The sequence below is a fragment of the Neotamlana sedimentorum genome, assembly GCF_000943565.1.
Lineage (GTDB): Bacteria > Bacteroidota > Bacteroidia > Flavobacteriales > Flavobacteriaceae > Neotamlana > Neotamlana sedimentorum.
The window spans coordinates 23,300-37,649 of sequence record NZ_JTDW01000001.1; the positions used below are offsets into that span (position 1 = coordinate 23,300).

Genomic DNA, 14,350 nt, shown 5'->3' on the forward strand with positions numbered 1-14,350 from the left:
ATTTTTTACTAAAAAACTTACAAAGCTCATTATTTTTCATATAAATAGTGGGCTTTTTTTTGGTCGAATAGTTATTTTCTTAACGGTTTGTTAATATTGAATGACATATAATGCGTATTTTTGCACCGACTAATTTCGAAAATAAATAATTAATTCTTTTTTTAAAATTATGAGAAAATTCACTCAAAATTTATTAATAGCTGTAGCTTTATTGTTTGGTGCGGTTGTTATGGCACAAAGTACTATAACAGGTACGGTCTTGGAAGCTGGAACAGATATTCCTTTACCAGGTGCAAACGTTATTGAAAAAGGAACCACAAACGGAGTTGTAACAGACTTTGATGGTAACTTTTCAATAAAAACAAACGGTTCTTCAGGAGAGCTTGTTATTTCTTATGTAGGTTACACAACTAAAACTGTAGCTTATACAAATGGTGCCTTAGGGAACATTTACTTAGAGTCTAGCCAAGTAGGTCTAGAAGAAGTTCAAATTATTGCTTCTGTAGCAGTAGACAGAAAAACACCTGTTGCGGTATCTACAGTAAAAGCTGCAGATATTGAGCTTAAATTAGGTTCACAAGAATTTCCTGAAATTTTAAATTCAACACCTGGTATTTATACAACTAAAGCAGGTGGTGGTTATGGAGATGCCAGTGTTAGAATTAGAGGTTTTCAGTCTGAAAACGTTGCGGTAATGATAAACGGTATTCCTGTTAACGATATGGAAAATGGTGCAGTATACTGGTCTAACTGGGCTGGTTTAGGTGATGTAACATCTTCTATGCAGGTTCAAAGAGGGTTAGGAGCTTCAAAAGTAGCTGTGCCTTCTATTGGTGGTACTATTAACGTTATTACTAAAACTTCTGATGTTGAGCAAGGTGGTAATGTGTTTACTTCGGTTGGTAACGATGGTTATCAAAAATACGGGTTTACTTATTCAACTGGTTTATCAGAAAAAGGTTTTGCAGCAACAGTAAACGCAGCAAGAACACAAGGAGATGGTTACGTAGATGGTACAGAGTTTAGTGGGGTTTCTTACTTTTTAAACTTAACTCAAGAAATTAATGACCAACACGAATTATCTTTTACACTTTTTGGCGCTACACAACGTCACGGACAAAGACAAAACAGACAGTCTCTAGCTACATTTAGAGAAAACGAAAGAGGTAGAAAATATAATGCAGATTGGGGTTATAAAAATGGTCAAGTAACACATCAAGAAGACAATTTTTATAACAAACCTAATATGTCATTAAACCATTATTGGGATTTAAATGAGAAAACTACATTATCTACCGTGGCTTATGCATCTATAGGTTCCGGCGGTGGCGGCGGTTATTTTAGTAATGATAGCAGTAATGTTGATTTAACTACAGATGAAACGGCCGATGAACCTGCAGGTTACAGTGATTATAGAATCGGACAATACGGTCCTATAGATTTTGATAGAATTGTTGATGAAAACATAGAACAAGGTGCTAACGGATCGTCATATGTATTAAGAGCTTCTATTAACAGTCATAACTGGTACGGTGTGTTATCTACTTTAAAAACAGATATTACAGACGACTTAGTATTTTTAGGAGGTTTAGATTTTAGAAATTATAAAGGTATTCATTACACAGAATTAACAGATTTACTTGGTGGTCAATACTGGTCGGATGTTAATAGTGACGGTGAAAATAATAACGTAAACGCATCAACACCTATTTCTAAAGTTGGAGATAAAATTTCTTACAATAATGATGGTTTAGTTGGTTGGTTCGGGCTTTTTGGTCAATTAGAGTATGATGTTAATGAAGATTTTAATACATATCTTTCATTAGCAGCTTCTAACACAGGCTATAAAAGAGTAGATTACTTTAACTATTTAGATAGTGACCCTTTACAAGAAACAGACCGTTATAATTTTATAGGTTATAGTGTTAAAGGTGGTGGAAATTATAGATTGGATAACAATCATAATGTATTTGTGAATGTTGGTTATTTTGAAAAAGCACCAGATTTTGATGCTGTTTTTCAAAACTTTGATAATGAACATATTAACGAGGATGCCGAAAACCAAAAAATCTTAAGTTTTGAATTAGGTTATGGTTACCGTAGCGAGAAGTTATCGGCAAATGTTAATTTATATAGAACAACTTGGAAAGATAGAACTGAAACTGTAAGCTTTACACAGCCAGATGGGTCAAATGCATTCGCTAACATTTTAGGTGTAAATGCAATTCACCAAGGTTTAGAAATAGACTTTAAATATAAAGCTACAGATAAATTAAATATTACTGGTATGGCATCTTTTGGAGATTGGAGATGGGATAGTAATGTAACTGGTGTACAAATACTAGATGACGCTCAAGAAGTTGTAGAAACTGTAGATCTTTATATTAAAGACTTGAAAGTTGGTGATGCAGCGCAAACAACTTTAGCATTAGGTGCAAACTATAGTGTTGGACCAAAAACTAAATTGATAGTTGACTATAATTATTTCGGTAATTTATATGCTGATTTTAATCCAAGTGATAGAGACGATGAAACTATACCTCAAGCATTCAAGTTACCAGATTATGGTTTATTCGATGCTATTGTAACTCATAGCTTCGATTTCGGATTTTTCGATGCAACACTTACAGCAAGAATGAATAATATTTTAGATACAGAATATTTTACAGATGCTTTTGATGCTGAAGACGCTAGTGGTGTATCTGGTTTCTACGGTTTTGGTAGAACATTTACTTTAGGAGCAAAACTTAAATTTTAAAAAAACTTTGAAAATGAAAAAAATAATTTATTGCTTAACAATTTTAGGAGCAGCTTTATTAGTAAGTTGTGATCCTTTAGAAGACGTTAATGAAGAAGTAAGTTCAGGTGAAATAGCTGGTATAGATTATATTAAATCAACAGGTGAAGTTTATACTTTTACAGAAGATGATTATGAGCTTTACGAGACAGAATTAGATTATGAAACTTATTTCGAATCTCAAGACGTTGCAGATGAAATAATCCCTGGTTTCCTTGCAAATAAATATCCATTGTTAGGACAAGGTTCTTTGGTAAATGTTACTTATAATTTATTTAGCCCAACGGATTATGAAGTAATGACAACCACAGATACATTATCTAATATTGGTTACATTGAAGATTATTTATTTGATAATTTTCAAACTTCATCTAACGGTACATTTGTTGAGTTAACATACAACTCTGAAGTTGTAGGTTATACTTTTGAAGCTGGAGATTATGAAACAATAGGACAAGAATTGAGCGCATTATACCCAGGTCCAGCTGCTAACGTTGCTAGTTATGGTAATTTCGATAGAAGAAGCACTAGCTCAAATTATTGGTCTGATGAAATGATTCTTGATGCAATGAATGTAGTATTTGGAGATAGCTATTCAGTTGGACAAATAGTAACAGTAACCTTCGATATGTACGATGGTTCTTCTGGTACAGAATCAATTACTGGAAAATACAACGGATACGAGTTTTTAGATTTTGGTAGTGTTGTTGAAATTGAATCTCAAGGAACCGCTTATGTGTTTTCTTCATCTGATTATGACGCTGTTGTTGCTGCATTAGGAGCTACTTATCCCGATGCTACAGGAAGTATGGCAAGTTATGGTAATTTTGAAAGAAGAACCACTAACAGTGCTTATTGGACAGATGACATGATTCTTGAAGCTATTAACGTAGTGTTACCAGCAGGAGACGAAGGTGATATTTATATTGTTAGCTACGCCATTTATGATGGAGGTTCTGGTACAGAAACTGTGCCAGTAGCATACGAATCTGGGGCTTATGTAAGCACCGAAATTGAAGTTGTTCCTACAATAGTAGAAAACACCGAAATTATTGCTAAAAATAATAATGAATGGGCATTACCTTATACCTTTACCGATGCAGATTACGAACTTTTAAGTCAATCTTATGGTAATTTCGATAGTGGGTCTGTTTATAAATTAGATATTTTCTTAAAATCTTTATATCCTTACGCTGCGTCAGGAGATGCTGCTAGCGTAGCCTATGAATACTATAGTGGTGGTACTTCTACTAAATACGGTACTAGTGTATTCGATGGTGTTAGCTGGACACTTACTCCAGAGGTTCTCGAAACAACTTTCCAGTATGGTTTCGAAGATGGTGTTTGGGTTCCAGATAATACAATCCCTTATACGTTACTAAATGCAGATTACGAATATATGGCTTCAGCTCTTGAAGATAATTCTGATTTTGATGGGCTTTTAGGAACGTTAGTTGACTATCATGATTACGATTACAATTGGTCTGATGATCAAATTGTTTTTTCTCTATTAATATTAGCAGAGCATTTATTTCCAAATGCAGAAGAAGGTCAGAAAGTACAGTTTACTTATTTAGTTTACGATAATGGACTTAATACATTATCTACTGTTGTGATTCTAACCGATGGTGTTTGGATTGAAAAAGTAGACTAATTTAAACTTATAATTAAACAAAAAACCGTTACCTTAATATAGGTAGCGGTTTTTTTCTCTTTATATAAATTTGGGATTATGAAATATTTTTATCTAATAGTTGTAATGCTTTTATTGGTGAGTTGCGGATCGGATGACTCCGTAACCGTGAACCCACCTGTGGCTGTTAATGATACTGTAACAGTTACAGAAAATCAATCGGTAAATATATATGCGTTAGAAAACGATGACTTAAAAAGTAACGCATCTATTAACAGGTACGATGATGAGTCTGTAAATGGAGGAACTATTTATTTAGCACAAAATGGTTATTTTGTTTATACACCAGAAACAGGTTTTGTAGGTACAGATACTTTTACATATACTATTTGCGATATTTTAAGTACACCTAATTGTTCTACAGCTACAATTACTATTACAGTAACAGATGAAGGCGACGCTATTGCGGCCGATGATACTTACGAAGTAGTTGAAACTAATGCCGTTACTTTTGATGTAAGAGAAAATGATGCATTATTAGACGGAGCAGAGTTGACCTCAATCGATTCGAGCCAAACCAATGGTACAGTAGTTTTAAATAGCGATTTAACCATTACCTATACGGCAAATAATGGGTTTTCGGGTAACGATACGTTTACTTATTCCTTATGCGATAACGATTTAACGCCAACATGCGTTACGGGAACTGTTAAAATTACAGTAATTGATGAAGGAAATCCTGAAGTATTGGATGATGCTTTTAATATTGGTGAAAATTCAAGTGCAACAATATTAAATGTTTTATCAAATGATGTTGTCATTGATGATGCTGAAATCGATTCAATAGATTCCACTTCAACCTCGGGAATAGTGGTGTTAAATACAGATGGAACTATTAGTTATACGCCTGCGGCGAATTTTACAGGTGAAGATTCTTTTACCTATACGCTTTGCGATGACGATGCAACACCAACATGTTTAACAGCTACGGTTAACCTTAATGTAATAACACCAATTGCTTTTAATGTTCCAGCTACTTTGACGGATTATTATCAAGGTGTAGTATTTACAGCTGATGGCGATATTATGATGAGCGAGTTAGAAAGATTAACCGGAAATAAGCACACAACAGTTTTAGTTTATACAGATAGACATGACTATTTATATGATGCCGACGAGGATATGAGCAATACCGACAATGTTATTTTAATGTACACCGGCGAGAGTAGATACTGGCGAGAATATCAATCACCATTAAATTCGTATACGCCGCAAACTTTTAATACCGAGCATATTTATCCGCAATCCAAATTTGAAGGTGGTGAAGGTGGCGATGAAAAAGATGAATTAGTAAAAGCCGATTTACATCATTTACGTGTTGCAGACGCATCAATAAATAGCCAACGTAGTAATCATCCATATGGAGAAGGTGATGGTAGTTCAACATATAATTCATATAATAGCGAGTGGTTTCCTGGTGACGATTGGAAAGGCGATGTTGCTAGAATGATTATGTATGTTAATATGTATCACGGCGAAGATTTTTCGAAAGTAGGTTCATTAGAGTTATTCTTAAAATGGAATGCAGAAGATCCTGTTTCAGATTTTGAAAAACAACGTAACAACGTTATTTACGGTGCTCAAGGAAACCGTAATCCGTTTATCGATAATCCGTATTTAGCAACCTTAATTTGGGGTGGCGATGCGGCCGAAAATACTTGGGAGTAAAATATTAAAACGAAATACGTCTATTTTAGGTAGTCAAAAACGCAACTTAGTTTTTAAGTTGCGTTTTTTTTGTTTGTTCAAAACTCATTACAAGTTCCTGTAAAAAAAGCCGAAATTCTACGTATTTTTATAAACTCGTTTTTTCAAACACAAGCTATACAAATCAATTTATAAATTTTAAGGAATGTACTTAATTTTCGATACAGAAACTACCGGATTACCTAAACGTTGGGATGCACCCATTACCGATGTAGATAACTGGCCAAGGTGTATACAAATTGCATGGCAATTACACGATGCCATGGGTAATTGTATCGAAAGTCAAGATTATTTAGTGCAACCAGAAGGTTTTAATATTCCTTACGATGCCGAAAAAATTCATGGTATTTCTACCGAATTGGCGGCCGAACAAGGCGTGCCGTTATCCGAAGTTCTAGAAAAATTTAATGTAGCATTAAGTAAAACCAAATTTGTAGTTGGGCAAAACGTAAAGTTCGATTTAAACATTATGGGTGCCGAATTTGTGCGCGAAAATGTAACAAATTCATTACAAGAATTACCCGTGCTGGATACCTGTACCGAACATACGGCTCAACTTTGTAAAATTCCGGGTGGTCGCTATGGTAAATTTAAATTGCCAACATTAACCGAGTTGCACGAGTTTTTATTTAACCAGCCTTTTGCCGAAGCGCATAACGCAACCGCCGATGTTGAGGCTACAACACGTTGTTTTTTAGAACTTATTCGTCTTGAAGAATACACTAAAGAACAGCTAGATGTAGAACCCGATTATTTTAAAAATTTCAAGGAAGCCAATCCGCAAGAAATTCAACTCATTGGTTTAAAGCACATCAATCTTAAAAAGGAAAGTGCTAAAATTAGAGCGAAGCTTCTAAAAAATGAAGGGACTCAAATTTCATCGGAAGAAATAAAGCAAAATATATCCGATTTAAAAGATGTAGATTTTGTACATCTTCATAACCATTCTCAATTTTCGGTATTACAATCTACCATGGGTGTGGCCGATATTATTGCTGCAGCGGGAGAGCATAATATGCCTGCAGTTGCTTTGACCGATCATGCTAACATGATGGGGGCATTTCATTTTATAAATGCAGCAAACAAATACAACAAGGGTATACAGGACAAAAAAAAGGCAGCTGAAGAGAATGGGGAAGATTTTACTCTTAATGAAGTGAAACCTATAATAGGATGTGAGTTTTTTGTTTGCGAAAACCATACCGATAAAACAAGAAAAGACAATGGCTATCAAATTGTTTTATTAGCAAAAAATAAAAACGGCTACCATAATCTTGCCAAATTATCGTCGCACGCTTTCGTAGATGGGTTCTATTATTTACCTAGAATCGATAAAAAACTTATTGAGCAATATAAAGAAGATTTAATTGTGCTTACAGGAAACTTATATGGTGAAGTGCCTAGTAAAGTTTTAAACATAGGTGAAAACCAAGCCGAAGAGGCTTTGCTATGGTGGAAAGATCAATTTGGTGACGACTTGTATATTGAAATAATGCGCCATAATCAAGAAGACGAAAACCGTGTTAATACCGTTTTAATTGAGTTTTCTAAAAAGCATAACGTAAAACTAGTTGCTACAAATAATACATATTATTGTAAAAAAGAAGATGCTAACGCTCACGATATTTTACTCTGCGTTAAAGATGGTGAAAAACAAGCCACACCAATTGGCCGTGGTCGTGGTTATCGTTATGGTTTGCCAAATCAAGATTATTACTTTAAGTCTTCAGAAGAAATGAAAATCTTATTTAAAGATGTTCCTGAAGCAATAATCAATATAAAAGAAATAACAGATAAAGTTGAAGCTTTTCAGTTAGCGCGCGACGTATTATTACCCGCTTTCGATATTCCGGAACAATTTAAACACGAAGAAGATTTAGTTGATGGAGGAAAACGTGGAGAAAATGCCTATTTAAAACATTTAGTTTACGAAGGAGCTAAAAAACGCTATGGAGAACCACTTTCGGAAGAGGTGACGGAACGTTTAGATTTTGAGTTAGATGTAATTGAAAAAACAGGATATCCTGGGTATTTTTTAATTGTAGAAGATTTTATTCGAGAAGCCAGAAATATGGATGTTTCGGTAGGTCCTGGAAGAGGTTCTGCTGCAGGTTCGGTTGCGGCGTATTGTTTATGGATTACAAATATAGATCCCATGAAGTACGATTTACTTTTTGAGCGTTTCTTAAATCCAGACCGTATTAGTATGCCCGATATTGATATCGATTTTGATGACGAAGGCCGAAGCAGGGTTATGGACTACGTTATTGAAAAATACGGTGCCAACCAAGTTGCGCAAATTATAACCTACGGTACAATGGCTGCCAAGTCTAGTATTCGCGATACGGCACGTGTGCTTGATTTGCCCTTGTTTGATGCAGATAGAATTGCAAAGCTAATCCCGAATATGTCTAAACTAAATAAGATTTTTGGTTTAGATGAAAAGGCGCTTGCCCAGAAATTTAGAGCAGAAGAACTAGAAAAGGTTAATGAGCTTTTAAATATTGCTGAGGGGTCAGATTTACAAGCAGAAACATTAAACTTAGCAAGAACTTTAGAAGGCTCGGTGCGAAATACAGGAATTCATGCCTGTGGTGTTATTATTACTCCCGATGATATAACCAAATTCGTTCCAGTTTCGGTTGCAAAAGATTCCGATTTATACGTAACTCAGTTCGATAACTCGGTAGTTGAGTCTGCAGGACTATTAAAAATGGACTTTTTAGGGTTAAAAACATTAACCTTAATTAAAGACACCGTTAAAATTGTAAAGGCAAAACATAATGTGGAACTCGATCCCGAAAACTTTCCTTTAGATGATGAAGAAACGTATGCATTATTCCAGCGAGGAGAAACAGTTGGTGTGTTCCAGTACGAATCTCCGGGGATGCAAAAACACCTTCGAGATTTAAAACCTACAGTTTTTGAAGATTTAATTGCCATGAATGCTTTGTATCGTCCAGGGCCAATGGAATATATTCCGAGTTTTGTTCGTAGAAAACATGGCGACGAAGAAATTGAATACGATTTACCAGCAATGGAAGAATACTTGAAGGAAACTTATGGTATTACGGTTTACCAAGAGCAGGTAATGTTATTGTCTCAAAAATTAGCAGATTTCTCAAAAGGTGAAGCTGATATTTTACGTAAAGCAATGGGTAAAAAGCAAATTGCGGTACTCGATAAAATGAAACCTAAATTTATTGAGCAAGCTAAAGCTAATGGGCATGATGCTAAAGTATTAGAAAAAGTTTGGAAAGATTGGGAGGCCTTTGCAAGTTACGCTTTCAATAAATCACACTCCACATGTTACGCATGGATAGCTTACCAAACCGCTTATCTAAAAGCACATTATCCTGCCGAATATATGGCGGCAGTATTATCTAATAACATGAACGATATCAAAACGATTACCTTCTTTATGGAAGAGTGTAAGCGAATGAAATTAGAGGTTTTAGGGCCAAGTGTTAACGAGAGTTATTATAAATTTTCAGTAAATAATGAAGGCGCAGTGCGGTTTGGTATGGGTGCCATAAAAGGTGTAGGTCATGGTGCAGTAATGACTATTGTAGATAATAGAAAAGAAGACGGACCTTATAAATCTATTTTCGATTTTGCGAAACGTATCGATTTACGAGCTGCGAATAAAAAAGCATTTGAAAATTTAGCCTATGCCGGTGGGTTTGATTGTTTTCAAGAAACACATAGAGCGCAGTACTTCCATAAAGAAACCGATTTAACTTTTTTAGAAATGGTTATTAAGTATGCTCAAAAACATAAGGAAAACGAAAATTCGGCACAGGTAAGTTTGTTTGGTGAAGCAAGCGAAGTACAAATTGCTGAACCAACAATTCCGCCATGTGAAGATTGGGGAACCATGGAAAAACTGTCTAAAGAGCGAGAAGTGGTTGGTATTTATATTTCTGGTCATCCGTTGGATGATTTTAAAACCGAAATGAAAACCTTTTGCAACGCCACTGTTGGTATGTTTAATAATTTAGAACCCTATGTAAATCGCGAACTCGTGTTTGGTGGTGTAGTTACCGATGTGCAACACCGTGTTAGTAAACAAGGTAAGGGTTGGGGTATGTTTACTATTGAAGATTATACCGATAGTTATGAGTTTAGAATTTTTGGAGAAGATTACTTAAAGTTTAGGCATTTTTTAATGATTAATAACTTTGTGTTTGTAAAAGCATTTGTGCGCGAAGGCTGGACCAATAAAGATACTGGTAAAAAAAGTGACCCGCGAATACAGTTTAATAGTTTCCAGCTTTTGCAAGATGTTATGGAGCAGTATGCTAAAAAACTTTCGCTTCAGTTGGATATAAACGATTTAAACGAACAAAAAATTATTGCCTTAAAAGAACTTATTCATCTACATCCCGGAAACCAAGCTTTAACCTTCTTGGTTTACGATGCTAAAGAAAAAATAAAACTGGACATGCCTAGTAGAAGACAAAAAGTAAAAGTGAGTCAAGAATTATTAGACGAATTACAAACAATGGACGTAAAGTTTAAACTTAACTAATAAATTGCGAAAAGCCTGGTTTATGCGCCAAAATTTTAAAGAAAATAGCTCTAAACAATTAAGTTATAAACAAAACAAATAGTTAGTTTGTAAGCTTTAGAGAAAAAATTGACTAATTTTGTGATGTAAAAAGATTTAAAAACATTTAAAAATATATATTATGGCATTAGAAATTACAGATGCAACGTTTGAAGATACAGTTTTAAAAAGTGATAAACCTGTTTTAGTTGACTTTTGGGCTGCTTGGTGTGGACCATGTAGAATGGTTGGACCAATTATTGAAGAAATTAGTGGAGAATACGAAGGTAAAGCTGTTGTTGGTAAGGTAGATGTAGATGCTAACCAAGAATTTGCTGCAAAATATGGCGTGCGTAACATTCCAACAGTTTTGGTTTTTCAAAATGGTGAGGTTGTTGGCAGACAAGTTGGTGTAGCTCCAAAAAATGCTTATACAGAAGCAATAGATTCGTTATTATAATAAATCACTGAAAAAGAAATTTGAAAAAGGTTTACTGTTATGGTAAACCTTTTTTATTTTAGTAAAAATTAAAAATAAAGATGAGTAAACCAATAAAAGTACAAGATGCTATTGATAGCAAATTGTTAGAAGACCGCAAAGTATTTTTGTGGGGTCAAGTAGACGATAAATCGGCAAAGCATGTAATTGATAGATTACTGTATTTAGATGCCCTTGAAACCAAAGATATTACCTTATATATTAACAGTCCTGGTGGTTATGTAACTTCGGGCTTTGCTATGTACGATTGTATAAAATCTTTAAATAGCGATGTTGCTACGGTTTGTACAGGATTGGCAGCGTCGATGGGATCGATTTTATTATCGGTTGGTACGAAAGGAAAGCGTTTTATACAACCACATGCGCGTGTAATGATACATCAACCAAGTGGTGGTGCACGCGGACAAGCCAGTGATATTGAAATTACAGCACAAGAAATTATAAAAACGAAAGAACTTAGTGCTAAAATTTTAGCCGATAATTGTGGGCAAGATTACGATAAGGTGATGAAAGACTTTAATCGAGACCATTGGATGGGTGCCGAGGAATCTTTGGCTTACGGCATTGTTGATGGTATTATTTAAATTTTATTAGTTGAATTTACAAAACGAACTTAATAAAGCAGAAGGTTTTAAAAATTTGGAGCTACTGGCAAAGCAAGTAGTCGAGGGTTTTATTGCCGGTATGCATAAAAGTCCGTTTCATGGGTTTTCTGCGGAATTTGCTGAGCATAAAATTTATAATCAAGGTGAAAGTACCCGCCATATTGATTGGAAGTTATTCGCAAAAACCGACAAGTTGTATACCAAACGCTACGACGATGAAACTAACTTGCGTTGCCATATTATTTTAGATAATAGTAGCTCGATGCATTATCCAAATGTTGAGGTACAGCAACTAGATACGCTTAATAAAGTAGGGTTTTCGGTTTTGTCTGCGGCGGCATTAATGCAAATTTTAAAAAAACAACGCGATGCTGTTGGCTTAAGTGTTTATAGTGATAATTATGATTACTACGCCCCTGAAAAGGGTAGCGAGCGGCATCATCAAATGTTGTTAAATCATTTAAGTGAGACTGTAGTTAATAAATCGGTTAGTAAAACAACAGAAACATATAAATATTTGCATGAAATTGCAGAAAAAATACACAGGCGGTCTTTAATTTTTTTATTTACAGATATGTTTCAAACGCGTGAAGATGAAGCTAAACTATTTGAAGCATTAAGGCATTTAAAATATAACAAACATGAAGTGGTGTTATTTCATGTTTTTGATAGTAATAAAGAGTTAAAATTTGATTTCGATAATAAACCTAAAAAATTTATTGATGTAGAAACTGGTGAACATGTAAATTTATATGCCGATAACATTCGCGAAAGTTACCATACAGCAGTCGAAAATTATTTTACGAACTTAAAGTTAAAGTGCGCGCAATACAGAATAAAATACGTTGAAGCCAATATAAATAAAGGCTTTAACGCTGTTTTAAGTGCTTATATGATTGAAAGGCAAAAATTCGGATAATTTTTTTTAAAAAAAGTTTAAAAAACATTTGACAAATAAAAAAAGGCGTGTATATTTGCATCCGCAATAACGCAACGGTCTGGTAGTTCAGTTGGTTAGAATGTCGCCCTGTCACGGCGAAGGTCGCGGGTTCGAGTCCCGTCCAGACCGCAAATATTGCAAAAAAGCCTTAACACTTCTTAAGGCTTTTTTTGGCAATAAAAAGAAGTTGTGTTGTTCAGTAAGCCAAGTGTTTACTGAAGGTTTAAGTAGTTAAACCAATGGAAAGCTTTCCTTTTTTCTTCATAGAAAATTGGGATGCTTTTTTGTTTTTTGGGCTTTTTTTAAAAATGAGTTTGATGATATTTTTTTTGTTTTACGATGTACTGGTGTAATTCATTAAAAATACTACACTATGTCGTCACACTTTTTAAAACTTTCACTTTTATTGCTTGTTTGTTTTACCAGCTGTAAACAAGCTAACGATTCTAATTTATCTAATCAGCCTGAAATGGCTACTAAAAAATCATTGTTTGGTTTACTTGGCAATGGTAAACAAACGCATGCCTTTCGCGATGCAAGAACCGGAATAGTGGTTAATAGCACCGAGTACCCTAAAAGTTGGCAAGTGATATCGAAACCTATTTATACAATCGACCAGAAGTTACCAGTTTTTTTAACTGAAATTCAAGGCCCAAACAATTTAAAATCGTTTAATACACCAATAAAACTGTTTTTGCATTACCCGAATTACCATACCGAGCAAATGATGCGTCAATATGGTAGAAACTCCAATATGATTCGTCGTATTGTAAGTAGTGAACAAATTATGCACAGCGAAGCTGATAGTCGAATGATTAATATTGGCTTTCAATTGGTTGGTAAAAAACGAATTCCGAGAGCGGAACAGTTTATTAGAAATATGCTAAACAAATCTGGAATGTACCAAACACAGTTTGAACATTATGCTACAGAGTGGACGAATAATAAAGGGCAAAAAGCACTAGTGTCATTGGTTAAAATAGCAATGCAACAACCCCTTTTAAACAACGATTCCATGGTGATGTGGTTTTATAGTTTAGATTATATGTTTGTTGATGAGTCTGAATTTGAAGATACTATTAACCAATTACTCGAAGCTGGAGAAAACACAAAGGATAACCCACAGTGGCAACAATATACTGCACAATTAAATGCTGCTAGAATGCAAAAGGCGCAACAAGACCATCAAATACATATGCGAAATAGACAAGCGGCTTTTAATGCGCATCAACAAAAAATGAAAGGTATTTGGGCGGCGCAAGATGCTAATTATGCCTCGTTTATGAACCGAACATTTGGTAGTGGTAGTAATACGGCTCAAAAACAATTTGTAAACATGATTAACGAACAGGAAATTGTATATAACCCAAATACTGGTAAAAATTACGAAGTAAACGCAGGATCGACAGAATATTGGATGGATAGTGATGGTAATTATATTCGAAACAACGATCTGTTTTATAATCCCAATGGAGATATTAATTTAAATAATAGGGAATGGACTAAAGTCAAGCCTGTATATTAGTTTTATTTGGTTAGTTAATAAAAAAGCATTTTTAC

General features: G+C 34.6%; 8 protein-coding genes and 1 tRNA gene. All 9 read left to right on the top strand.

Translation table 11 applies throughout. The features are described from left to right. Positions 1–169 precede the first annotated feature (169 nt). The 9 genes from PW52_RS00095 (at position 170) to PW52_RS00135 (ending at position 14,315) form a co-directional block, all read left to right on the top strand. Positions 170–2,758 (top strand): TonB-dependent receptor, encoded by a 2,589-nt coding sequence (locus tag PW52_RS00095; protein WP_044630897.1) that lies wholly within the window; start codon positions 170–172, stop codon positions 2,756–2,758. Between the two features lie 13 nt (positions 2,759–2,771). After that, a complete protein-coding gene (locus PW52_RS00100; protein ID WP_044630898.1) occupies positions 2,772–4,451 on the top strand; it encodes a hypothetical protein in 1,680 nt (559 codons plus the stop codon). A gap of 78 nt (positions 4,452–4,529) precedes the next feature. After that, on the top strand, positions 4,530–6,158 hold the full coding sequence (locus tag PW52_RS00105; RefSeq protein WP_044630899.1) for an Ig-like domain-containing protein: 1,629 nt from the start codon (positions 4,530–4,532) through the stop codon (positions 6,156–6,158). Positions 6,159–6,342: 184 nt separating this feature from the next. Beyond that, positions 6,343–10,728: a DNA polymerase III subunit alpha gene (dnaE, locus tag PW52_RS00110; protein ID WP_044630900.1), complete on the top strand. Its 4,386-nt coding sequence runs from the start codon at positions 6,343–6,345 to the stop codon at positions 10,726–10,728. A gap of 160 nt (positions 10,729–10,888) precedes the next feature. Then, positions 10,889–11,206: a thioredoxin gene (trxA, locus tag PW52_RS00115; RefSeq protein WP_044625275.1), complete on the top strand. Its 318-nt coding sequence runs from the start codon at positions 10,889–10,891 to the stop codon at positions 11,204–11,206. 80 nt (positions 11,207–11,286) lie between these two features. Continuing rightward, a complete protein-coding gene (locus PW52_RS00120; RefSeq protein WP_044630901.1) occupies positions 11,287–11,829 on the top strand; it encodes a ClpP family protease in 543 nt (180 codons plus the stop codon). Between the two features lie 10 nt (positions 11,830–11,839). Further along, positions 11,840–12,769, top strand: a complete 930-nt coding sequence (locus PW52_RS00125) for a DUF58 domain-containing protein (protein WP_044630902.1) — start codon at positions 11,840–11,842, stop codon at positions 12,767–12,769. A gap of 76 nt (positions 12,770–12,845) precedes the next feature. Continuing rightward, positions 12,846–12,919: transfer RNA gene (locus PW52_RS00130), tRNA-Asp, on the top strand. A gap of 244 nt (positions 12,920–13,163) precedes the next feature. Then, positions 13,164–14,315 (top strand): hypothetical protein, encoded by a 1,152-nt coding sequence (locus tag PW52_RS00135; protein ID WP_044630903.1) that lies wholly within the window; start codon positions 13,164–13,166, stop codon positions 14,313–14,315. The last annotated feature ends 35 nt before the right edge of the window (positions 14,316–14,350 follow it).